This is a genomic window from Luteibacter mycovicinus, assembly GCF_000745235.1.
GTDB lineage: Bacteria > Pseudomonadota > Gammaproteobacteria > Xanthomonadales > Rhodanobacteraceae > Luteibacter > Luteibacter mycovicinus.
Genome location: NZ_JQNL01000001.1, coordinates 2,562,501 through 2,587,599 on the forward strand (window position 1 = coordinate 2,562,501; position 25,099 = coordinate 2,587,599).

General features: G+C 62.1%; 12 protein-coding genes and 2 rRNA genes. 11 read left to right on the forward strand and 3 right to left on the reverse strand.

The annotated features are described in order from the left end of the window. The first annotated feature begins 95 nt into the window (after nt 1-95). The 4 genes from FA85_RS11330 to FA85_RS11345 all read left to right on the forward strand — a co-directional run bounded on the left by FA85_RS11330 (nt 96) and on the right by FA85_RS11345 (nt 5,814). Nucleotides 96-2,979, forward strand: a 23S ribosomal RNA gene (locus tag FA85_RS11330). Between the two features lie 121 nt (nt 2,980-3,100). Next, nucleotides 3,101-3,215: ribosomal RNA gene (gene rrf / locus FA85_RS11335) — 5S ribosomal RNA — on the forward strand. 314 nt (nt 3,216-3,529) lie between these two features. Continuing rightward, entirely contained in the window at nt 3,530-5,128 is a 1,599-nt protein-coding gene (locus FA85_RS11340) for an AAA family ATPase (protein ID WP_036116636.1), read from the forward strand. Between the two features lie 2 nt (nt 5,129-5,130). Continuing rightward, nucleotides 5,131-5,814: a rhomboid family intramembrane serine protease gene (locus FA85_RS11345; protein ID WP_036118643.1), complete on the forward strand. Its 684-nt coding sequence runs from the start codon at nt 5,131-5,133 to the stop codon at nt 5,812-5,814. Here FA85_RS11345 and FA85_RS11350 read toward each other — a convergent pair. Together FA85_RS11350 and tfpB are read right to left on the reverse strand one after the other, a co-directional pair. Continuing rightward, nucleotides 5,803-6,543, reverse strand: coding sequence for a glutamine amidotransferase (locus tag FA85_RS11350; RefSeq protein WP_036116633.1), 741 nt, complete (start codon nt 6,541-6,543; stop codon nt 5,803-5,805). The genes FA85_RS11345 and FA85_RS11350 overlap by 12 nt on opposite strands. Then, entirely contained in the window at nt 6,540-8,357 is a 1,818-nt protein-coding gene (gene tfpB, locus FA85_RS11355) for a type IV pilus assembly ATPase TfpB (RefSeq protein ID WP_036118641.1), read from the reverse strand. Before tfpB ends, FA85_RS11350 begins: the two co-directional genes overlap by 4 nt. Before the next feature lie 66 nt (nt 8,358-8,423). Between tfpB and glyQ the strand changes: the two genes are divergently transcribed. Both glyQ and glyS read left to right on the forward strand, forming a co-directional pair. Further along, nucleotides 8,424-9,335, forward strand: coding sequence for a glycine--tRNA ligase subunit alpha (glyQ, locus tag FA85_RS11360; protein WP_036116631.1), 912 nt, complete (start codon nt 8,424-8,426; stop codon nt 9,333-9,335). After that, nucleotides 9,328-11,472, forward strand: coding sequence for a glycine--tRNA ligase subunit beta (glyS, locus tag FA85_RS11365; protein WP_036116629.1), 2,145 nt, complete (start codon nt 9,328-9,330; stop codon nt 11,470-11,472). Before glyQ ends, glyS begins: the two co-directional genes overlap by 8 nt. A gap of 122 nt (nt 11,473-11,594) precedes the next feature. Here the strand turns inward: glyS and FA85_RS11370 are convergent, their stop codons facing one another. Continuing rightward, nucleotides 11,595-12,062: a helix-turn-helix domain-containing protein gene (locus tag FA85_RS11370; protein ID WP_239708932.1), complete on the reverse strand. Its 468-nt coding sequence runs from the start codon at nt 12,060-12,062 to the stop codon at nt 11,595-11,597. Nucleotides 12,063-12,740: 678 nt separating this feature from the next. Here FA85_RS11370 and FA85_RS11375 point away from each other — a divergent pair. The 5 genes from FA85_RS11375 to FA85_RS11395 all read left to right on the forward strand — a co-directional run bounded on the left by FA85_RS11375 (nt 12,741) and on the right by FA85_RS11395 (nt 24,910). Further along, nucleotides 12,741-15,818 (forward strand): TonB-dependent receptor, encoded by a 3,078-nt coding sequence (locus tag FA85_RS11375; RefSeq protein ID WP_036116628.1) that lies wholly within the window; start codon nt 12,741-12,743, stop codon nt 15,816-15,818. Between the two features lie 479 nt (nt 15,819-16,297). Beyond that, a complete protein-coding gene (locus FA85_RS11380; RefSeq protein WP_036116626.1) occupies nt 16,298-19,333 on the forward strand; it encodes a TonB-dependent receptor in 3,036 nt (1,011 codons plus the stop codon). Nucleotides 19,334-19,822: 489 nt separating this feature from the next. Beyond that, entirely contained in the window at nt 19,823-22,873 is a 3,051-nt protein-coding gene (locus FA85_RS11385) for a TonB-dependent receptor (protein ID WP_036116624.1), read from the forward strand. Between the two features lie 324 nt (nt 22,874-23,197). Further along, a complete protein-coding gene (locus tag FA85_RS11390; RefSeq protein ID WP_036116621.1) occupies nt 23,198-23,656 on the forward strand; it encodes a hypothetical protein in 459 nt (152 codons plus the stop codon). Nucleotides 23,657-24,061: 405 nt separating this feature from the next. Continuing rightward, on the forward strand, nt 24,062-24,910 hold the full coding sequence (locus FA85_RS11395) for a YbaY family lipoprotein (protein WP_036116619.1): 849 nt from the start codon (nt 24,062-24,064) through the stop codon (nt 24,908-24,910). Nucleotides 24,911-25,099: the final 189 nt, after the last annotated feature.

The following is a 25,099-nucleotide window of genomic DNA, read 5'->3' on the forward strand; positions in this document are numbered from 1 at the left end:
TGACAAGCGTCTTGGTTCAAACCGAACCGAGATAAGTGTTAAGGCGAAACGAAGTGGCTGGATGTATGTGGCCCCGAGGCGACTTGGGGTTATATGGTCAAGCGACTAAGCGTATACGGTGGATGCCTTGGCAGTCAGAGGCGATGAAGGACGTGGCAGCCTGCGAAAAGTGTCGGGGAGCTGGCAACAAGCTTTGATCCGGCAATGTCCGAATGGGGAAACCCACCGCTTAGGCGGTATCGTGCAGTGAATACATAGCTGTACGAAGCGAACCCGGGGAACTGAAATATCTAAGTACCCGGAGGAAAAGAAATCAACCGAGATTCCGTCAGTAGCGACGAGCGAACGCGGACTAGCCCAAAAGTGTCGTACATTCTAGTCGAACAGCGTGGAAAAGCTGGCCGTAGACGGTGATAGCCCGGTAGACGAAAGGGTGCATGGCATGAAATTGAGTAAGGCGGGGCACGTGAAACCTTGTCTGAACATGGGGGGACCATCCTCCAAGGCTAAATACTCCTGACTGACCGATAGCGAACTAGTACCGTGAGGGAAAGGCGAAAAGAACCCCGGAGAGGGGAGTGAAATAGACCCTGAAACCGTATACGTACAAGCAGTGGAAGCCCGCAAGGGTGACTGCGTACCTTTTGTATAATGGGTCAGCGACTTACTGTCAGTGGCAAGCTTAACCGTATAGGGGAGGCGAAGGGAAACCGAGTCTGAATAGGGCGAATAGTCTCTGGCAGTAGACCCGAAACCGAGTGATCTATCCTTGACCAGGTTGAAGGTGCGGTAACACGCACTGGAGGACCGAACCCACATCTGTTGCAATAGATGGGGATGAGTTGAGGATCGGAGTGAAAGGCTAAACAAACTCGGAGATAGCTGGTTCTCCTCGAAAGCTATTTAGGTAGCGCCTCGTGCGAACACTGTTGGGGGTAGAGCACTGTTATGGCTAGGGGGTCATTGAGACTTACCAACCCATGGCAAACTCCGAATACCAACACGTGATACACGGGAGACACACGGCGGGTGCTAACGTCCGTCGTGAAAAGGGAAACAACCCAGACCCGCAGCTAAGGTCCCAAAGTCATAGCTAAGTGGAAAACGATGTGGAAAGGCATAGACAGCCAGGAGGTTGGCTTAGAAGCAGCCACCCTTTAAAGAAAGCGTAATAGCTCACTGGTCGAGTCGGTCTGCGCGGAAGATTTAACGGGGCTAAGCTATGCACCGAAGCTCGGGGTGTACGGATTTTGATCCGTACGCGGTAGAGGAGCGTTCCGTAGGCCTGTGAAGGTGGATTGTAAAGTCTGCTGGAGGTATCGGAAGTGCGAATGCTGACATGAGTAACGATAAGGGGGGTGAAAAGCCTCCCCGCCGAAAGCCCAAGGTTTCCTCGCGCAACGTTCATCGGCGCAGGGTGAGTCGGCCCCTAAGGCGAGGCAGAAATGCGTAGTCGATGGGAAGCAGGTTAATATTCCTGCACTTTTCTACAGTGCGATGTGGGGACGGAGAAGGTTAGGTCTACCAGGCGTTGGTTGTCCTGGGGAAAGGCGGTAGGCATGATTCTTAGGCAAATCCGGGAATCTTTATGCCGAGCACCGAGACGAGTCCTTTGGGACGAAGTGACTGACACCACGCTTCCAGGAAAAGCCACTAAGCTTCAGCTGTAGAAAAACCGTACCGTAAACCGACACAGGTAGGCAGGGTGAGAATCCCAAGGCGCTTGAGAGAACTCGGGTGAAGGAACTAGGCAAAATGGCACCGTAACTTCGGGAGAAGGTGCGCCTCTTGGTGTGGTCACGTGCGTGACTGAGCATCGAGGGGTCGCAGTAACCTGGCCGCTGCGACTGTTTATCAAAAACACAGCACTCTGCAAACACGAAAGTGGACGTATAGGGTGTGACGCCTGCCCGGTGCTGGAAGGTTAATTGATGGGGTCAGCCGCAAGGCGAAGCTCTTGATCGAAGCCCCAGTAAACGGCGGCCGTAACTATAACGGTCCTAAGGTAGCGAAATTCCTTGTCGGGTAAGTTCCGACCTGCACGAATGGCGTAACGACAGCGGCGCTGTCTCCACCCGAGACTCAGTGAAATTGAAATCGCTGTGAAGATGCAGCGTTCCCGCGGCAAGACGGAAAGACCCCGTGAACCTTTACTATAGCTTTACATTGAACGTTGAGTTCTTCTGTGTAGGATAGGTGGGAGGCTATGAAACCAGGACGCTAGTTCTGGTGGAGCCATCCTTGAAATACCACCCTGAAGTGCTTGACGTTCTAACCTAGGTCCGTAATCCGGATCGGGGACCATGTATGGTGGGTAGTTTGACTGGGGCGGTCTCCTCCCAAAGAGTAACGGAGGAGCACGAAGGTACGCTCAGCGCGGTCGGACATCGCGCACTGTGTGCAAAGGCATAAGCGTGCTTGACTGCGAGATCGACGGATCAAGCAGGTACGAAAGTAGGTCTTAGTGATCCGGTGGTTCTGTATGGAAGGGCCATCGCTCAACGGATAAAAGGTACTCCGGGGATAACAGGCTGATACCGCCCAAGAGTTCATATCGACGGCGGTGTTTGGCACCTCGATGTCGGCTCATCACATCCTGGGGCTGTAGCCGGTCCCAAGGGTATGGCTGTTCGCCATTTAAAGTGGTACGCGAGCTGGGTTCAGAACGTCGTGAGACAGTTCGGTCCCTATCTGTCGTGGGCGTTGGAGATTTGAGGGGGGCTGCTCCTAGTACGAGAGGACCGGAGTGGACGTTCCGCTGGTGTTCGGGTTGTCATGCCCATGGCATTGCCCGGTAGCTACGAACGGAAGTGATAACCGCTGAAAGCATCTAAGCGGGAAGCACGCCCCAAGATGAGATCTCCCGAGAGCTTGACTCTCCTTAAGGCACCATCAAGACTAGGTGGTTGATAGGCACGGTGTGGAAGTGCAGCAATGCATTGAGCTTACGTGTACTAATGAGCCGTGAGGCTTGACCATATAACCCCAAGACGCTTCACCGTCTTATCTCTTAACTCGCTGTTCGATGAAAACCCGGACGCTTGTCACTCGTTTACACCCTCTGTGGAGCCGGCGCTCAATGCGCTGCTCCCACCCCTTCCCTGGCGGCTATAGCGGCGTGGTACCACCTGATCCCATCCCGAACTCAGAAGTGAAACGCGCATGCGCCGATGGTAGTGTGGCTCAAGCCATGCAAGAGTAGGTCACCGCCAGGGGCTTTATCCCAAAAACCCGCTACGAGCTATCGTGGCGGGTTTTTCTTTGCCCGACATTCCGCCTCGAACGCGCTCTTGCGCGCAGCGCGACCCGCAACAGGTCACCGCCAGGGGCTCTATCCTGAAACACCCGTCCTCACCAGAGGGCGGGTTTTCTTTTGCGCGCAATTCCGCGACCACACCAGGGCCGTTACCACCGGATTTCCGCCGACGTTCGGCTGATCGCCACGTCCGCGATCCACGCCCGCAATGATTGCCGCCGAATGCCTTCCGCCGAAAGGCTGGATCCAGCCGGAATCGGATACATTAGGCCTATGTATCTACAAACCTTCGGGCTGCGCGAACCGCCGTTTGGCGATGCACCGGATACGCGCTTCGCGTGTCTGTTTGCGCGCGAACGCGAGATTCTCGCGCACGTCGAATACCAGTCCGGTTCAGACGATTCCAGTGTGACCCTGATTACTGGTGAGGCCGGGTCGGGCAAGAGCCTTCTGTGCCTGTTGATGGAAGCCGATGCATCCCACCATGGCGTGCGGCCCGTTCGCCGCGGTGCGGATGACTACGCGCTGGGCACGACGGCGTGGCTACGCTCGATGTACGCGGGATTCGGCTTGCCGCTTCCGCTGAGTGCGGAAGCCAACACCGAAGATCATCTGGTCGATGGCCTGGCCGCAGGGCTCGGGCGCCTGGCACATCACGTCAACCATCGCTTTCTGCTGATCCTGGATGATGTGGATACGCTCCACGATCATGATCTCGCCATCGTAGAGCGCCTTCTACTCGCGTGCGAGAATGCCAATGCGCCTTTCCACATCGTGCTGGTCGGATCGCCTGCGCTGCGCGAGCGCCTCGAGGGCTCCGGGGCGCCGTCGTTGGCCGCGCATGTCCGTAGTCGCTTGCCGTTGGCCCAGCTCACCCCGGAGGAAAGCGAGCGCTACGTGAGACATCGCTTGCATGTCGCCGGCACGACGCAGATGCCTTTCAGCCGGTTGGGGCTTCGAAGCCTGCGCGACGACGGCAAAGGGAATCCACGCCGACTCAATACGCTTGCCCATCGGGCGCTCGAGCGTGCGGCGGAGCGAGGCGAGCGCTCGATCGGTGAGCGCGCGCTGGGTTTCGTGGCGCGCGAGGTCCTGCCGCAACACGCCCGGTACTGGCTGCGCCGTTATCGCAAACCGATTCTGGCGATCGGTGCCATGCTGGCGATCCTGTTCGTGGGTGGTGCGGCCACGTGGTTTCTTTCCGGGCGTAGCCCATCGCGTCCCAAGAATCTCGCCACCGCGACGCCAGAGCAGGCCCTGGCCAAATTTCAGGACGCGCTTCCCCCGCCGGACACGGGCAAGCTACGCGTGTGGAGTGAACTGCTCGCACGGTGGCAGGTTACGTCGAAAGAGACATCGGTCGCCAACGCGATCGGCTGCGACGCGGTTATTTTTCCGGGCTTCGCCTGCGTCAGCGGTCGAGGATCGCTCGACCAGTTGCGTCGCTTCGATCGGCCACTCATTCTCGAGCTGGACGATGCGCACGCGAAGCAGGAAGTTCTGCTCGTAGGCGCTGGCGATCAGGACGTCCGCCTCTACCTCGGCGGCAAATACGTCGAACTTACACGTGACGTCTTCGAACGCGTATGGAACGGCCGCTTTTACGCAGTGTTTCGGGTCGATCCGGCAATGCCTTCCAAGCTGGCCCGCGGGGATACCGGCCAGGGGATGTCCTGGCTGATCGGCCATCTGCCGGCGGACCCGGCGGGGGGGCCGCCCTCGACGACGTTTGATCGCGCTGTGCTCTCACGTGTCGTCGCCGTCCAGCAGCGCTTCGGCATCGCGGCCGATGGCGTCGTCGGGCCGGAAACCATGTTCGCCCTTTCGTCGCTCGAGGCCGATGGTCCACACCTCGCCCGCGGCATCCCCTGATGATGTTCGTGCAGGTGGACACGCGACGCCGGTCGCGGCTGTGCTGGGCGACGATGTTGATCGTCATCACGTGCGTAGTGATCTTTGTCGGTCTGGCGCTGGCGGGTCACAACGAGCGTGCCGACATCATGAGGCATTGGGGTACGGTGCCGGCCCACCTGTTCGGGACCGGCTTGCCCTTGTGGGAGCAGGTGAGCGATCCGGCGCTGCTCCGCCTGTTCACCGCGACATTCATTCATGGCGGCTGGCTGCATCTGGTCAGCAACCTCCTCTTCCTCGTGATCTTCAGTCTGCCAGCGGAGCGGAGTCTCGGTTCGCCGCGTTTTCTTCTGCTGTTCCTGCTGGGTGGTGTCGTCGCCAATCTGATCGGCGCGATCTCGCTCACCGGTGCGCGGGTGGCGATCATCGGCTGCAGCGGCGCGGTATCGGCGGTCGTGGGTGCATATGTCACGCTCTTCCCACGCGCCAGGCTCGGGCTCGTGCTTCCGCTGGGGCTTTTCCTCGAGTTCGTACGCGTACCGGCCTTCGTGCTGATCGGTATCTGGGCCCTGGTGCAGCTGCTTTTCAGCTACGCCGGTGCGAGCTACGGCGCGGTGGTCTGGTGGACACACATCGGCGGGTTTCTCTTCGGCATCGTCTTCGCGTTCTTCTCGCGCGGTGCGATCGTTCGCCGTCTACGCAACTGACATTCCGGCGGGCGCGGCCCGCAGGTGCTCGCGGACGAAACCGCGCAGCAGCCGTGTCGCATGCGGCGTCGGCACCACGGCGTCCAGCATGGCCGCAGGGGCGAGTCCTTCCCGGTCAAGCACGTCATGCCGGCGCCGGATATAGGCACGCATCACCTCGGTCGAGAACTCCGGATGAAACTGCGTGCTCACCGCGTGCCTGCCGTAGCGGACCAGATGATGGGGATCTTGCCGCGAGCTTGCCAGCGACACCGCGCCGCGCGGTAGCTCGAGCACCCCCTGCTCATGCGTCGTGTGCGCATCGAAGGTCGGCGGCAACGATGCGGCGAGCGCGTCATGCCCCGCACCGTCGTGCACCGTTAGCGGCACGGTACCCATTTCACGGCCACCGGGCAGGTAGTCCACGCGCCCACCGAGCGCATGCGACATCAGCTGATGTCCGTAGCACACGCCAAGCATCGGAAGTTCACGATCCATCGCGTCGCGGATCCATCCCGCCGTGCGTTCGCTCCAGGCATGCCGCTCCGTCACCATGGAAGCCGAACCGGTAATCACCGCGCCGGCAACGGATTCCGGCGGCGGAAGGGTGTCGCCTTTCTCGACATCGATGACGGCGAGATGAGGCGAACGCAGACGAAGGCCCAGCTGGAACCAGCGTGGAAAGTCTCCGTGGCGCGCGTTGATCACGTCGGGCGCGCGGCCGGTGCGAACGATGAGCAAGGGTTTCATGACGCGGAAGTATCTTCGATATCGCTGGGGGGAAGCACGTTGAGTACCTCGCGCACGGTCGTCAGGCCTGCCGCCACCTGCGCCGCCGCCGAGATGCGCAAGGGCTTCATGCCTTCGCGTAGCGCCGCCGCGCCGAACTTGCCGAGATCGAGCTCGGCCGAAATCAGGCTTCGCAGGCGCCCCGACATCGGCATCATTTCGTAAACGCCGGTACGCCCGAGGAAGCCGGTCTTGCGGCACTCCAGGCAACCGACCGGTTCGAAGACGCGCTCGGGCAGCGGGACATCCCACCCATGCGTCACGACGCTCCACTCATCGGGATCCTGCGCGGTCGCGCGTTTGCAATGCGGGCACAACGTACGCACCAGTCGCTGCGCGACGACACCCGTCAGCGTGGACTGGATGAGGTAATGCGGTACGCCCAGGTCGAGCAGGCGGGTCACGGCACTGGGCGAGTCGTTGGTATGCAGCGTCGACAGGACGAGATGGCCCGTAAGCGACGCCTGCACCGCCATCTGCGCGGTTTCGAGATCGCGGATTTCGCCGACCATGATGATGTCCGGATCCTGACGGAGCAGCGTGCGCACGCCGGCGGCGAAATCCAGGTCGATCGACGCCTGCACCTGCATCTGGTTGAGATCGGGCGAGACCATTTCGATCGGGTCTTCGACGGTGCAAACGTTGAGCTCGGGCTTGGCCAGATGCTTGAGTGTCGAATACAGCGTGGTGGTTTTGCCCGAGCCTGTCGGTCCCGTTACCAGGACGATGCCGTGAGGGCGTTCCACCATGCCCCGCCAGATACGCCCCTCCTCCTCCGAAAAGCCGAGTTGTGAGAAATCCTTCATCACCAGATCGGGATCGAAGATACGCATGACGACCTTTTCGCCGAACGCCGTCGGCATGGTCGAGATACGCAGTTCCACCTCGCGTCCGCCGGCGGATCGCGTCTTGATACGGCCATCCTGCGGACGGCGCTTTTCGGCGACGTCCATGCGCGAGAGGATCTTTACGCGTGCGGTGACCGCGGTCATGACCGGCGGCGGCAGCTCGAAGACTTTCTGCATGACGCCGTCGATGCGAAAACGCATCTGTCCGGCGTCGCGACGGGGCTCGAGGTGGATGTCGGACGCGCGCTGCTCGAACGCGTATTGCAGCAGCCAGTCGACGATATGGACGACGTGGCGGTCGTCGGCGCCGAGCTCGCCGCCCTTGCCCAGTTCGACCAGTTGCTCGAAGTTGATGATCTTGTTGGCGGAGTCCTGACCCTTGGCATCGACGGCCAGCTGGATCGAGCGCTGCACGCCGTAGAACTCGAGCAGATAGCGGTTGATGTCGATCGGGTTGGCGACGACGCGACGGATGTCGCGGCGGAGCATATGGCCGAGATCCGTCGCCCAGCTGGTGTCGAACGGCTCCGCCGTCGCGAACACCACCTCGCTCGCGGTGGCGGCCACAGGCAGGATCCGGTGACGTTGCGCGTACGCGCTGCTGACCACCTGGGTGACCTGCGCCACGTTCACCTTCATGGGGTCGACCTTCATGTAGTCGAGGTCGGCCTTGCCGGCGAGCCATTCCACGAGGACTTCCAGGCTGAGCGGGCGACCCGGCTCGCGGGCGTTGTCGACCTTGGCGCTCGAGACCACCACGAGGGGGTGCAATTCAATGGCCGACTTTCCGCTGCGCGAACCCATCCGGACGCGCTTGGCGTCCTCGGCGCCGAGGTATCCGTCCACCATGAGCGAGGCGAGCACCTCGTCGAGCTCCAGCCGGCCACGACGGCCCAGGAGGGCGGCGTGCTGCGGATTCACTGCCATCAGGTCCAACCCCGTGTTCAATGCTACGCCGCTATACTAGCCCGCTTTCTCAAGGACTCGGGAACCATGTCCGCGCCCACATTCCAAGACGTGATCCAGACCCTGAACCGCTACTGGGCGGAGCAGGGCTGCGTGCTGGTCCAGCCGCTCGATACCGAAGTCGGCGCGGGCACCTTTCACCCGATGACCTTTCTCCGGTCGCTCGGACCGGAGCCCTGGGCCGCCGCTTACGTGCAGCCCTGCCGCCGGCCGACGGACGGTCGCTACGGCGACAACCCGAACCGTCTCCAGCATTACTACCAGTACCAGGTGATGCTGAAGCCGAACCCGGACAACATCCTCGATCTGTACATCGGATCGCTGAAGGCGCTGGGCATCGACCCCCTGGTGCACGACCTGCGTTTCGTCGAGGACAACTGGGAGTCGCCGACGCTGGGCGCCTGGGGTCTTGGCTGGGAGGTCTGGCTCAATGGCATGGAGGTCACCCAGTTCACCTACTTCCAGCAGGCCGGTGGCCTGGAATGCCGTCCCGTCACGGGTGAGATCACCTACGGCCTCGAGCGCCTGGTGATGTACCTGCAGAACGTCGACAGCATCTACGACATCGTGTGGACCAACGCGCCGCATGGCGTGGTCACCTACGGCGACGTCTTCCACCAGAACGAGGTGGAGCAGAGCACGTACAACTTCGAATACGCCAACGTGCCGGAGCTGTTCCACTGGTTCGACGTGTGCGAGGGCGAAGCGGCCAAACTGATCGAAGCCGGCCTGCCGCTGCCCGCGTACGAGCAGGTCTGCAAGGCCAGCCACGCGTTCAACCTGCTCGACGCGCGCCGGGCCATCAGCGTGACCGAGCGTCAGCGCTACATCCTGCGCGTTCGCACCCTGGCTCGCAGCGTGGCCGAGGCCTACGTCGCGCAGCGCGAAAAACTCGGTTTTCCCGGCCTGAAGAACGTCAAGGAGGCCGTCAATGGCTGATAAGCGCCTGCCCCTCCTGATAGAGCTGGGCACCGAAGAACTGCCGCCCAAGGCCCTCGACGACCTCGCTGGCGCGTTCGCGCGCGGCGTCGTCGAAGGCCTGGAGAAGCGCGGCGTCGCCGGCGGCTACGAAGCCGCGAAGACCTACGCGTCGCCTCGCCGCCTCGCCGTCTACATCCCCGACGTGGCCGTCGCCCAGCCGGAGCAGACCGTGGAACGCCGCGGGCCCGCCATCGCGGCGAGCATCGGCGCCGACGGTGAGCCCAGCAAGGCGCTGATCGGCTTCGCGCAGTCGTGCGGCGTCGACGTCGCCGCGCTGGAGAAGCTCGAGACCGACAAGGGCGCGTGGTTCGTCTTCCGTGCCGTGAAGGCCGGCCAGTCCACCGCCGCCCTGCTGGCCGAGGTGGTCGCCGAGTCGCTCAAGGCGCTGCCGATTCCCAAGGCCATGCGCTGGGGCAACCGCGAGGACAGTTTCGTCCGCCCGGTGCACACCCTGCTCATGCTGCACGGTGCCGACATCGTCGATGGCCAGATCCTGGGCCTGACCAGCGGCCGCCTCAGCAACGGCCACCGCTTTCATCACCCCAAGCCGGTGCATGTCGCCGACGCCGACAGCTGGCTCGGCGCGCTGCGCGGCGCACATGTGCTCGCCGATCCGGCCGAGCGCCGCCAGCGCGTGGTCGATGACGTGGCGCGTGTGGCCACCGGCGGCGTGCCCCGCCTGTCCGAGGGCCTGCTCGCCGAGATCGCCAACCTCACGGAGTGGCCGGTCGCCATCGCCTGCACGTTCGAACGTGAGTTCCTCGATGTGCCGCCCGAAGCGCTGGTCACCACGATGGAGACCAATCAGAAGTTCGTGCCGGTGTTCGATGAAGACGGTCGCCTGACCGAGCACTTCATCGGCGTCGCCAATATCGAGAGTCTCGATCCGGCGGAGATCCGCAAGGGCTACGAGCGCGTGATCCGCCCACGCTTCGCCGACGCCAAGTTCTTCTGGGACGCCGACCTCAAGACGCCGCTGGCCGATCATCAGGAAGGCCTGAAGAACGTCACCTACCAGCAGTCGCTGGGCAGCCTCTGGGACAAGACGGTCCGTGTGGCCGAGCTGGCCCGTGTCATCGCCAACCGCGTCGGCGTCGACGCCGGCCAGGCGACGCATGCCGCGGCGTTGGCCAAGTGCGATCTGCTGACCCGCATGGTGGGTGAATTCCCCGAACTGCAGGGCGTGATGGGTCGCTACTACGCGACGCGCCAGGGTCTTCCGGCCGACGTGGCCGATGCCCTCGACAGCTTCTACCAGCCGCGCTTCGGTGGCGATGCCATCGCGGCGGGCAAGGTCGGCCAGGTACTGGCGGTGGCCGAACGCCTCGATACCCTCGCGGGCATTTTCGCCGTCGGGCTCAAGCCGAGCGGCAACAAGGACCCGTTCGCGTTGCGTCGCGCCGCACTTGGCCTCGCACGCACCCTTATCGAGGGGGGGCTCGACATCGATCTGCGCGCCGCGCTGGCCGAGGCCTTCGAACTGGTTCCCGAGGCGGCATTCGTGGCCGGCGTGAAGCCGGGCAAGGATGGCAAGGCGCCGGTCGTGGACATCGGTGCCCGTCGCCGCGAGCTGGGCGACGAAGTGCACGGCTTCGTGCTCGAACGCCTGCGTGGGTATTACGCGGACCAGGGCTTCTCGGCCGACCAGTTCGAGTCCGTGATCGCGGTGAGCCCGGCGACGTTGCCCGATTTCGACCGCCGGCTTCGTGCGGTGGGCGAGTTCGCCCGTCGCAGTGAGGCGGCCAGTCTTGCCGCCGCGAACAAGCGTGTCGCGAACATCCTGCGCAAGCAGGCCGAGGAAGCGGGTGCGGCACCCATTCCGTCGACGGTCGATCCGGCGCACTTCGAGTCCGACGCCGAACGTGCCCTGCATGAGGCGCTCGCTTCCGCCCGCGCGGACACGCAGGGGCTACTGGCCTCCGGTGACTACACCGGAACGCTGGCGCGCCTCTCGGCGCTGCAGGGGCCGGTCGACACGTTCTTCGACGACGTGCTGGTCAACGCGGAAAATCCGGCGGTGCGCGCCAATCGTCTCGCACTGCTTGCGCAGCTCAAGGCGGCGTTTGGCGCCATCGCGGACATCTCGCGGCTTTAACCGATATCGCGCGGCTTCCCCGCGCGATCGATCGCCCAACGGATGGACTCCCATCAGCCAGGGCCACTGGCGGCCGAGCTGATGGGAGGACGCCAGGCCGGTTGGCGAGGCGTTCGGTCCGGTCAGGCCGCGGCGCTGGACTGATCGTCTGCGACGCGCGACATGAGCGTGTGACGGAACGCGATCATCCGGTCCGCATAATCCGACTCGCCGGAGCGTCCGAGGATCGAATACATCTCGGCCACCAGATCGGCGTGACGCACCGGCGAAAACCGGCTACCGGTCAACTCGATATCCGACTGCAGCAGCTTCATCGCCGCCGCGAGGCGGGATGCGTCGAGTGCGGACGACACCGTACCCTCGCGCCCGTCGCGACCGCGCGCGGTCTCGGTGGTTTCGGTACGGGCCACGGCATCGTCGCCCGATCCGTCCAGCATCATCGGGCCTTCGCCAGCGGCGAGCCAGACCAGCGAAAGGCCCAGCGTCTTGGCCATCGTGACGCAACGGCCCCGCGAAGGATCGGTGTTGCCATCGCGCCAGCTGCGCACCACGCCTTCAGAGAAGCCGCACCGGCGAGCGATTTCGCTCACGCTCCCCGACATCTTGATGACTGCCCGTACGCGAGTGGCGAAGGACGACGCGATAGGCGTCGAGTCGATTCGTGCGGACTCCAGGCTATCGCCAGATGCATCGGCCATAACGGAGCCCCTTGAGTTGTAATTCATGCGCTTGGAACCTCGTTTCTAAGTAGATCGCCCCCCGGCCATCCCGCGATCCAACGCGCGGAGCCTGCATTCGGTGTACAGCAACTTCCCTTCGAAAGCCTTTCCGTTGAGAAGTTTCGTAAAAGAGTCGTCCAAAAGCGATCCAGAACGTGCGACGGGCGCATCTAAATCGATGTTCTGCCTAAGAATGTTTCCTAGGCTCAAGTCCTATATAGGCCATAAGTCACGTATCTCGAAATCGTAACGGTTTGTGTCGACGTGATTTTTTGCACAGGTCATGACGAAACGGATCCTCAGACGTCGCGACATGTAAAGCTCAGGTGAAAAAATCATGTTGCGAATTCGCAATTAGTTTCGCTATATCTGGTCGCGGGTCGCTCAGCAGGGCGACTCCGGGGGCGCGCCGCTGGCATCACGCGGCGTGGCATAAGGGATAACAACGTCGTCGATGACCCAAGTAAACCTGGCCACAGCCGGGGCGGGATCGGCTTGCTCCGAATCGCAACAACGTGCGGTTCGGGCTTTCTAGGGGAGAGGCAGTACATGAATTTGCGTCATCATCACGCCGTGTCGCTGGGTCGCCGCACCGCGCTTGCCCTGGCCATCGGTCTGGGCACCGTCTCCGGCGCCGCATTGGCACAGTCCAACGTTACCGGTTCCATTTTCGGTTCGGTAAATCAGCAGGGCACCTCGGTGACCGTGTCCAGCGCCGACACCGGCTTCTCGCGCACGATCAACGTCGACGCGAACGGCCGCTATCGCTTCAGCGCGCTGCCGCCCGGCAACTACAAGGTTTCGCTGGAAAACAATGGCGCGGTGGTCAGCACGCGTGACAACGTGACCGTGACCATCTCGGGCGGTTCCGACGTCTCGTTCGGCTCGTCGGCATCGACCACCGAAGCCGCCACGCTCGAGGGCGTCTCGGTCTCCGCATCGGCGATGCCGTCGATCGACGTGTCGTCGGTCGATACCCGCACGGTGCTCACCGCCGAGCAGCTCAACAAGCTTCCGATTACCCGGGACGTGCTCGCCGCGGCATTGCTTGCGCCTGGCGTGATCGGGAACTCCAGCTACAAGGACGCGCTCGGCAATCCGGTGCCCAGCTTCGGTGGCTCCGCGTCGTCCGAGAACGCCTACTTCATCAACGGCTACGCGGTGACCAATCCGCTGACGTCGATCGGCCTGACTCAGCTTCCTTTCGACGCCATCGACCAGCAGCAGGTGCTCACCGGCGGCTATGGCGCGGAATTCGGCCGCTCGACCGGCGGTGTCATCAATATCGTGACCAAGCGCGGTACCAACGAATGGCACGCCGGCGTGTACACGATCTGGGAGCCCTCGGGGACGCGCGCCTCGCCGCGTAACTCGAACTATCCGGATACCGGCTTTTATCCGACGACCGATGGCACGGTCTATCAGTACTTCAAGAAGAACGAATACTGGCGCTCGACCGTCGGCGCCTACGCCAGCGGCCCGCTGATCAAGGACAAGCTGTTCTTCTACGTCGACGCCGAAATGAACCGCCGCGAAGGTGCCGGCGTGCAGTCCAGCACGACAGCGGGCGCCGTCACTTCCGCGACCGTCGGCCGTAACGGCTGGAACGACTACCAGTACAAGATTCCTCGCTGGCTGGCCAAGCTCGACTGGAACATCACCGACGATCACCACATCGAGCTGACCGGTGTGTCCGACAAGACGGAGTACACGTCGGCCACCTATGGCTTCAACTACGCCAGCAAGACCCACGGCGATGTGCAGAACGGCGGCTCGTACACGAAGGACGGCGGCGACCTCTACGTCGGTAAGTACACCGGTTACATCACCGATAACTTCACGGTCTCGGCGTTGTATGGCCAGCAACGCGTCGATCACGTGCAGACGCCGTTCGGCTACAACGCGAACTGCCCCCTGATCTCGATCGCCAGTGCCGCTTCCCGGGCGCCGGGCATCAATTACGGCAGCTGCCAGACCACCGCGACGTCGGTACGCGTACCGGGCGCGAACGATGCGACCGACGGCTGGCGCCTCGATCTCGAGTATCGCCTCGGCGATCACGACATCAAGTTCGGCGCCGATCGTCAGCAGGCCAAGTCGTTCACGGGCACGTCCCTGCCGGGCGGCTACAGCTGGACGTACAACCAGCAGAACAATGCGGCCCAGGCGATCGACGCCGGTCACGGCGTCGGCTCGCCCGCCTCGGCGGGTGGTCTCGGTACGCAGGGTTACTACGTGACCCGCGCTTACACGACCACCTCCGCGACCGTGAAAACGGTGCAGGAATCGCAGTACCTCGAAGATCACTGGCAGGTCACCGATCGCTGGCTGGTCTATGCGGGTCTGCGCAACGAGCAGTTCAAGAACTTCAACGGCAATAACGAGGTGTATGCGAAGCAGCGTCACCAGCTGGCGCCGCGTCTGGGCGTGTCGTGGGACGTGATGGGTGATTCGACCCTCAAGGTCTACGCCAACGCCGGTCGTTACCATCTGGCCATGCCGAACAACGTCGCCGTGCGTGCGGCGTCCGGCTCGCTGGGCACCTCCGAATACTTCACGTACACGGGAACCGATCCGGTCACTGGCGCCCCGACGGGTCTCGCACCGGTTCCGGTCAACCAGGCCGCCGGCTACACCTGCGGCGGCACCAACGCGGTCTCGGCCAACCTCGAGTGCGGCGTGGCTCCGGATCCGCGTACCGTCGCCGCGAAGGGCCTGAAGTCCCACTACCAGGACGAATACATCGCCGGTCTCGATCAGGCGATCACGCCCACCCTGAACTGGGGTGCCAAGCTGACCTGGCGTCAGCTGCGCAGCGCGATCGACGACACCTGCACCCCCGCACTGGGCGGCGCGTGCTTCCTGTTCAACCCGGGTACCGGCAACACCTTCCTGCAGGAGCAGGACGACGGCTCGTTCGTCGCCGTGCATTACTCGAAGGACGCCCTGCAGCTTCCCGACCTGAAGCGTAAGTACTACGCCGTCGATCTGTACCTGGAGCATCCGTTCGCCGACAAGTGGTACGGCCGCATCGACTACACGTGGTCGCGCAGCTACGGCAACACGGAAGGTCAGCTGGCATCCGACCTGGACACGGGCAACGGCGGTCAGGCTGACGTCTCGGTGACCCAGGACTGGGATCTGCCGCAGCTGATGGTGGGCGCGAACGGCAAGCTGCCGAACAACCGTACGCATCAGATCAAGGCCTTCGGTTACTTCCAGGCCACCGACGATCTGCGCTTCGGTGCCAACCTGAACATCGCATCGGGTCGTCCGAAGAACTGCACGAGCTTCTACCCGACCGCCGACGCGGGCCTGTACAACGGTGCGTTCTACTACTGGTGCGGTCTGCCGGGCACGGCGGGTTACGAGCGCTCACCGCGTGGCTCGCACGGCAACACGCCGTGGACCTATATCGTCAACCTCAATGCGGCATACACCCCGAGCTGGCTGGACAAGAACCTGACGTTGCAGGTCGACGTGCTCAACGCGTTCAACAAGCAGACACCGACCTCGTACAACCCCCGTTATGCGTCGTCGCGCTCCACCGTCAGCCCGCTTTACGACCGCGAACTCAACTTCACCGATCCGCGTACGGTCCGTTTCACCGCCCGCTACGACTTCTGATCCGCCGTACCGGCAAAAACTTTCCAACAACAAGAGTCCCGGGTGAAAGGATTCGCCACGGGGCGACAAAAAGTGTCTCCCCAGATCGCCCTCGTCCCCCCGGACGGGGGCATTTTTTTCTAGGAATGATTCCTAGGAGCGAGTCATAGGACGCCGGCAAATGCCAAAAGTCACATCTGTAACTTCTTGTGCAGCCGGCTATTTTTCTGCGGCCCGGCAGTTGCTTCGGAAGTAATTGCCTAGATTTGTAAAATTACCGTGAGAATTTCGTATTGCAGTCCGGTGACCGCTGCGGATATATGTGTTCCACGTCACACGCAGTGGCGTTTCGGGGCGCGGGATCCTTTCACGGATCCTGCTGTTTAAAGGGGATTTTTAAACTCCGATCTCTAAGAAGCCTGGCGCTAGCCGGGCCGGGGTCGGCTTGCCGCTCGGCGCAGGTTTTTGCGTCGGCGGAATTTTAATCGGGGAGATGCAAGATGAATTCGCGCCACAACCGCGCCGCCATGCTGGGCCGTCGCACCGCACTGGCCCTGGCCATTGGCCTGGGTACTGTGTCCGGTGCCGCCTTCGCACAGTCCACCACCGGTTCCATCTTCGGCCAGGTGCCGGCAGGTGCGGGCCAGACCGTGACCGCGACCAACGAGACGGGCGTCAGCCGCACCGTCAACGTCGATGCCGCCGGTCGCTACTCCATCACGTCGCTGCCGCTCGGCAGCTACAAGGTCACGCTGAACAAGGACGGTGCCGCCGTCGATTCGCGTTCCAACGTGAGCCTGCGCGTCGGCGCCGGTACGGAAGTGGCCTTTGACGCCGCCGCGTCGGCCACGGCCGCCTCCAGCCTCGAAGGCGTGACCGTCTCGGCCAATGCGCTGCCCTCGATCGACGTCAGCGCGGTCGACTCGCGCACCGTCATCACCTCCGAGCAGCTGTCCAAGCTGCCGCTGGCGCGCACCGCTGAAGCCATCGCACTGCTGGCGCCGGGCGCCGTGGCCGGTAGCTCGTTCTTCACCGGCCCGACCGGTAACCCGCTGGTCTCGATCGCCGGCAGCGCCGTCACCGAGAACGCTTACTACATCAACGGTTTCAACACGACCGATCCGCTCAGCGGCTTCGGCGGTATCACCCTGCCGTACGGCGCCATCGACCAGCAGGAAATCCTCGCCGGCGGTTACGGCGCTGCTTACGGCCGTTCCTCGGGCGGCGTGATCAGCCAGGTCGGTAAGCGCGGTACGAACGAATGGCACTTCGGTGCGCAGGTCCTGTGGGAGCCGAACGGCACCAAGGCCAACCAGATCAATTACTACCGTCAGGTCGGCGCACAGGCCGGTCAGCTGTACGACGACAACAAGAAGGACAAGCTCGACCGCACCACGTACTCCGTGTACGCCGGTGGTCCGCTGATCAAGGACACCCTGTACGTGTTCGTCGCCGCTGAGCAGGAGCGTCGCTCGGGCGAGCAGACGACCAGCGTCGCGACGCCGTTCGTCTACAAGCAGTCGTACCGCAACCCGAAGTTCTACGGCAAGGTCGACTGGAACATCACCGACAGCAACATCCTCGAAATCACCGGCGCGTCGAACAAGCAGGATTACGACGCTTCGATCTACGAGTATGACTATCCGACCAAGACCCGTGGCGACTACGTCGGCAAGGACAACTCGGTCAACAACAAGTCGGGCGCGGATCTCTACAGCGCCAAGTTCACCAGCTACATCACCGACGACCTGACCCTGACGGCCCTCTACGGCAAGATGAAGGGCACGTACTACACCGCCACCGGCGGTGACCAGTCGCTGCCGTCCATCCTCACCGCGACGAATCAGGATCCGCTGCTCAATGGCGGCAATCCGATCACCAACGCCAACCCGTCGGCCACCACCGCGGATCCGAAGCACACCTCGACCAACACCAACTTCCGTGTCGACCTGAGCTATCACATCGGCGACCACACGATCGTGGCCGGTATCGATAACCAGAAGGTGCTCGACAAGAACGACGGCGACAGCACGACCGGTCCGGGTTACGCGTGGGAGTACAACAAGACCGACGCCGGCACGCCGATCATCGGCGAAGCGCCGACGGACGCGTCCTATGTCGCCCCGCCGGGTGGCCGTGGCTACTACGTCGCCCGCTACGTCTACGGCACCGCCGCGTCGGTCCGCACCACGCAGCGCGCTCAGTACATCGAAGACACCTGGCAGGTGAATGACCGCTGGATGGTGAAGGTGGGTCTGCGCAACGACCAGTTCACCAACTACAACCAGGACGGCGAGCCGTACCTGAGGCTGACCACGCCGCAGTGGGCCCCGCGTCTGGGCGCCACCTGGGACGTCAACGGCGACTCCAGCCTGAAGATCTACGCCAACGCGGGTCGTTACTACCTCGCGCTGCCGGCGACCGTCGCGCTGCGTTCCGCCGGTGCTTCGCTCTACACCCGCGAGTACTTCAACTACACCGGTATCGACGCCAACGGTATTCCGCAGGGCCTGACCCCGATCTTCAGCAGCACCGGCGGTCCGATCTCGGCGAACAGCGAGTACGGCATCCCGCGTGATCCGAAGACCGCCGCCGCCACCAACATCAAGTCGGAATACCAGGATGAGTTCATCCTCGGTTTCGATGCGGCGCTGACCGACAAGTGGACCTACGGTGCGAAGGCCACGGTACGCAAGCTGCGTAACGCGATCGACGACGTCGGCGACAGCGGTGCGATCCTGCGCAAGATGGAACGCTCGGGTATCGATCCGGACACCATCGGCGACATCCAGGGCAGCTATCTGTTCAACCCGGGTCGTGCCAACACCTTCCTGATCCCGAACACCAACGGCGGCTACTACAGCGTCGACATGAACAATGAGGACTTCGGCTTCCCGCACTCCAAGCGTAACTACTACGGCCTCGAGCTGTACCTGGATCACGCGTGGGACGGCAAGTACCAGGTCCGCTTCGACTACGTCTACTCGAAGAGCTACGGCAACTCGGAAGGTCAGGTCCGTTCGGACATCCGTCAGGACAACGTCTCGGCGACGGTGGACTGGGATTACGCGGAAGTCATGCAGTACTCGAACGGCGAACTCGCCAACAGCCGCAAGCACAACTTCAAGATCTACGGCTCCTATCAGCTGGCTTCGGAGTGGCTGGTCTCGGGCAACATCAACATCGCTTCGGGTGCGCCGAGGAGCTGCCTGGGCTTCTACGGCCCGAACGAGACCAACCCGAACCTCGGCTACGGCTCGTACTACCACTGGTGCGATGGTCAGCCGTCGCCCCCGGGTGAGGCAGGCCACAATCCGTGGACCTACATCGTCACGGGTAGCGTCGAGTACCGTCCGGAGTGGGCCGACAAGAAGCTGGCCTTCAACGTCACCGTGTTCAACCTGCTGAACCAGCGCAAGGAAACGCAGGTTTATCCGATCCACGGCAGCGCGGCGAGCCTCAACCCGCGTTACGACGTGCCGCTCTACCAGACCCAGCCGCGCTACGCCCGCTTCGGTATCACGTACGACTTCTGATAGCGCGTCGCGTATCGCACAACAAGAAAAAGCCGAGGGGGGCAGGGATCTGCCCCCCGACGGTCACGAAATGTGCTCCCCAGATCGCCTTCTTCCGTCCCGCGGACGAGGGCTTTTTTTTCGGAAGCATTTATTTCTCAAGCAAAAATCCCCTGATTTCCGTGAGTTGGCCGGGAATCCTGAACGAGCACCGCACTAGGAAAAACGCCTACACCGTGTAAATAATTTGTTGACACGGCAGTAAGGTCACGCCTATGTTCGGCATCGGCGACACTCGACTGAGCCTTTCGTGAACTGCGAAGGCGTCTCGGTTTGGTGCTAGTCAGGGCTTGTCGGGAGCAGGTCGGGGGAGGCAGTCGACTCTGGGAGGAGTTGGCGCCAGAACACCACCCCTCGGATCCGAGCAACGGCAAGGCCATTTTTTTCCGGCCTTTGGTCGGTTTTGCTCGTTTTTTTTGGCCCGTTGGGGTCGATCTGGGGAGATTTGCAATGAGTTCTCGCAGCATCCGGCAGGCTTCCGTCCTGCGTCGTTCGTCGTTGGCGCTCGCGCTGGCCATGGGCATGGGCCTTACCGGCAACGTGTTCGCCCAGGCGACCACGGGTAGCCTGTTCGGTTCGGCTGAAGCCGGCGATACCGTTCAGATCACCAGCGGCACGGGCGTTACCCGTTCCACCACGGTCGGCGAAAACGGCCGTTATAGCTTCGGCAATCTGCCGCTCGGCACCTACAAGGTCAGCCTTGTAAAGGGTGGCGCGACGGTTGATTCGCGCGACAACGTCGAACTGCGCGTCAACGCCGGTACCGATGTCTCGTTCACCAACGCCGCAGCCGCCAGCGCCGCCAGCGCCTCGACCCTCGAAGGCGTCACTGTCGTCGGCACCGCGCTGCCGCCGATCGACGTTTCGTCGGTTGACTCGCGCACCGTCATCACCCAGCAGCAGCTCGCGCAGCTTCCACTCGGTCGCTCTGCTGAAGCCATCGCGCTCCTCGCGCCTGGCGTCGCCGCTGGCGCGACCGGTACCGGTATCGCCAGCCCGACTGGCCAGGGCCTCATCTCGTTCGCTGGTTCGTCGGTCAACGAGAATGCGTACTACGTCAACGGCATGAACACCACCGACCCGATCAACGGTTACGGCGGTATCGTCCTCCCGTACGGCGCGATCGACCAGCAGGAAGTTCTGACCGGCGGTTATGGCGCACAGTACGGCCGTTCGGCTGGTGGCGTTATCAACGTCGTGGGTCGTCGTGGCACGAACGACTTCCATTTCGGTGGTCAGATCCTTTTCACCCCGTCATGGGCGAAGGCCGACCCGCGCAACATTTATTTCGCGAAGGGTTCGTCCAGCGAAAACGAGCTGTACCGTCGTCAGCAGGACAACAAGGATTGGGAAACCGTGGTCTCGGCCTACGCCGGTGGCCCGCTGATCAAGGACAAGCTGTTCGCGTTCGTCGCCGTCGAGGCTGATCGCCGCGAAGGCAAGAGCGTTGGCTCCGTCGCCACCACGCAGCAGACGGATTATCGTTACGACGATCCGAAGCTCTACGGCAAGGTCGACTGGAACATCAACGACAGCAACCTGCTCGAATTGACCGGCGCGTCGTACAAGCACAACTATTCGGGCAACATCTACGATTACGACAACGACACGGCTACCCGTGGCGGCTTCCGTAACGCGGACACCGAAGAGAACACCAAGCAGACGATGTGGCTGGCAAAGTACACCAGCTACATCACCGACTCGCTGACCCTGACGGCTCAGTACGGTCGTCAGAAAACGGCGTTCTACACCCGTCCGCCGCAGACCGATGCCAACCTGATCTACATCACCAGCCCGGGCAGCGAAAACCCGGACTACACCGGTGGCGTTGCCGGCGGTATCAGCAACGCGCAGACCCTGCGCGATGTGGATGATCCGAAGCACGAGAGCAAGGGCAGCAACTATCGCGTCGACCTCAGCTGGCAGTTGGGTGATCACCTGCTGTCGGCCGGCATCGACAACCAGAACACCCAGGACAACGACGACGGCACCTACATCTACGGTAACGATGGTTACTCGTGGGCGTACGGTACCGTGGCTTCGGGCACGACGATCGCCAATGGCCAGGTGCAGGCACCGGTCGGCAGCCCGTACTACGTCGCTCAGTACCGTTACGTCACGTCGGGCAGCGTCCGCGTGAAGCAGCGCGCGCAGTACGTGGAAGACAAGTGGCAGGTCTCGGACAATGTCCTTCTGTCGCTGGGTCTTCGCAACGACCAGTTCACCAACTACAACGGCAGCGGCCAGCCGTACATCACCCAGACGCACCCGCAGTGGGCTCCGCGCCTGGGTGGTAGCTGGGATGTGTTCGGCGACAGCACGTTCAAGGTGTACGCCAATGCCGGTCGTTACTACCTTGCTCTGCCGGCAGCGCCCGCACTGCGTGCTGCTTCGGGCTCCTACTACACCCGCGTGTACTACTCGTACACGGGTATCGATCAGGCCACCGGCTATCCGACCGGCCTGACCCCGCTCGACACCGTCAAGGGCCCGGGCGCCGAGATCTCGACCAACAACGAGTACGGCCAGTCGCCGGATCCGACGACGGTCACGGGTAAGGGTCTGAAGGCCGAATACCAGGATGAGTTCATCGCTGGTTTCGACAAGACGCTGGGCGCGAACTGGACCTATGGCGTCAAGCTGACCTACCGTAAGCTCGGTAACGCGATCGACGACTTCTGCGACACCGGCCGCGTGCAGGATGCGTTTGCTGCCCAGGGTTACGACGTCAATTCGCAGAACTGGGATGCCGTTGGTTGCTACCTGTTCAATCCGGGTCGCGCGAACACGTTCCGCGTCGGCAACGCCGCGGGGGGTTACGATTCGGTCACGTTGTCTAACAAGGATCTGGGCTTCCCGCACCTGAAGCGTCACTACTACGCCGCTCAGCTCAGCCTGAGCCGCCTCAAGGGTGATGGCGACTGGTGGGGCAACGTTACGTACGTGTACTCGAAGCTCTATGGCAACAGCGAAGGCCAGGTCGATACAGATGCCGGCACGCGCAGCGCGCCGTCGGTCACCCAGGCTTGGGATAACGCCCCGCTGATGGTGTACTCGAATGGCAAGCTCGCCAACGATCACACGCATGCTCTGAAGGCATACGGCGCTTACCAGATCACGCCGGAATGGATGGTTGCCGGTAACATCGCCATCGTGTCGGGTGCGCCGCGTAACTGCTACGGTGGTTTCGGTCCGGACCAGGAAGATGCCGGTTATGGCGTCGAGTCGTACCACTGGTGCGCGGGTCAGCCGTCGCCTCCGGGTTCGGGTAGCCGTCTGCCGATGACCCATACGGTCTCGCTCAGCACGGAATACCGTCCGGCGTTCGCGGATCACAAGCTGGCCTTCAGCATCGAAGTCTTCAATCTGCTCAACGAGCAGCAGAAGACCCAGTCGTATCCGTACTACGGCGTCTCCGACGCTCCGAATCCGGAATATCGTCGTGCGCTGACGTATCAGGCCCCGCGCTCGGTGCGTTTCGGCGCTACCTACGACTTCTGATTTAAGGATGTCGTAAACGTGTGATAGATAAGAACGCCACCTACGGGTGGCGTTTTTTTTGCATCGTGGCCGAAGCAATTCGGTGACTTCGCTCGTCGAGTCGACGTTGCGATTTGCGACGCGCGTCACGAGTTCCGGACACATTGCGCACGTCATGTAAGGGTTGCCCTACATGGTTGTGAGAGGCTGCGTCATAAAATGACTCGCTGACGACGGGTGGCAGATTCAATCCAGTCTCGGCGCTTCGTAAAGATCTCTTGTTGTCGGTCTCGGGGTGAGTCCGAATGGCACACGGGTTTTGTGTCAATCTGCAAAGGATTTGATATGTATGCTGTGAAGAAAGTAATGCGTCTGGCATTCGTCGCTTTGATCATTGTCTGCAGTGGCCCAACGCTGGCCGCTATCAACAATGCGCGCAACATCGTTTACTTCGATGCGAATAACAAGATCGTTGGGCAGCAGTTTATCCAGTGCGACAACCGTGCGTTCCATGCAGGTGTCATCGATACTAGCAACCCATATCACATGGAGATGGATTTCGGATGTGGTAACCCTGTCCTCGTAGACTGCGAAACATCGAACGGCAACACGTTCTGCTCGTACGATCCGGATTACGCCACACGCGTGCCGTACTTTCTGTCGGCAACGGGCTACACGATTCAGGACTACTGCGACGGAAACTACAACCATGCCACCGAGTTTGTCGGTCGGTCGGACTGCGCATTCCCTGCGCCTCAGGAAATCTCGACCATTGGTCCCTGGTTGAGCGGCTGGGGTAGTTGAGTGGACGCTGCCCGTCCTGGATGGACAGGCAGCAAGCAATCTTTAAGCTGGTGCTCTGAGAAACGCCACTTATCGTGGCGTTTTTTTCGTGTGGAACGCCGACTGGTATTCCGTCGGTTGGCAGCGCCCATGATCCGGTCTGGCAACCCGCTTGCGCGGACTTTACGACGGGTCACGCAAGTTGTTGCTTTCCATGCAAGTCGCGTGGGTGCCGCTTTCCGGCAAACCTGACCGTCAGCTTGCCAACCCGCTCCCGTTTCCGCCAAGTCGGGTAGTTTCACCCTTGACTTTTACATCGGCGCATTTCTCGGTATGCTCCAAGGTCCCCCCGGACATGTTGCAGCGCCATGCGCGCGCGTATTGTCCGTGACCCCAAAACCATTCCGTTCCATACGAGGTTTGACCATGCGCAGGATCCTCTTGTCGCTCGCTTCTGTCTCCGCCCTGGCGCTCGCCGGTTGCGGTGGCGGCTCCGACAACAACGGCCAGCAGGCCGCCGCCGGTGGCAGCGACAATGCCGCTCCCGCCAACGCCGTGACCGGCACCATCACCCTGCGTGACGCCGGCGCCCAGCTGTCGCCGGACGCCAAGCTCGACCTCAAGCTGGTCGACGTCAGCGCCCAGGGTTCGCAGCCGCTGGCCACCAAGACGGTGCAGCCGGTGACCCTGCCGCAGCAGTTCCAGCTGGACTTCAATGCCGCCGACCTCAATCCCAACGACATGTACATCGTCGAAGCGTCCCTGCAGGACGGCGAGCGTCACTATTCGGCTCCGCTGAAGACCCCCGTGCTGACCAAGGGCGCGAAGAACGTCGCCAACATTCAGCTGGTCGGCGAAGCGACGCCGGGCGAGAAAGAGCTCAGCGGCTACAACTCGCTGAAGAAGAACATCGGCGGCCTGAAGATGACGCAGGGCACCGCGTTGAAGGAAGGCGAGTCGCGCGGCTGGCAGATCTTCAAGAAGGGCAACGACGTGCAGTTCGTTATCGAGCTGGTCGATTACGGCGATAAGGGCTTCACCTCGACGAACTACGCTTACAAGAACGGTAAGCCGTGGGTGATCGTTCAGGAGAAGAAGCCGAGCAAGGACGGCAAGCCGACCTCCACCCAGCGTGCTGGCTGGAACGATGCCGGCGAACTCGTCCTCAAGCAGAACGAGGCTGGCGGCAAGGTCGACGTGCTCGGCGACGACGCGGCGGCCGCGCTGAAGAGCCAGGCCGAAGCGATGTACGCGAAGGCTGGCGGCAAGAAGTAAGACGTCCACTCGGATGTAAAAAAACGCCGGCCTAGTGCCGGCGTTTTTTTTTTGCGAAAAGATGGCGATATTCGGCAACGAAGGCGCTAAAAGCTGCCGTGTAAGGTTTTTCCTACAGACTTGAGGCGAGTACCGGCGCATTTTTGGTGAGTCCCAACGACGGGATCGTCGGCTTACGGCTACGGGCGG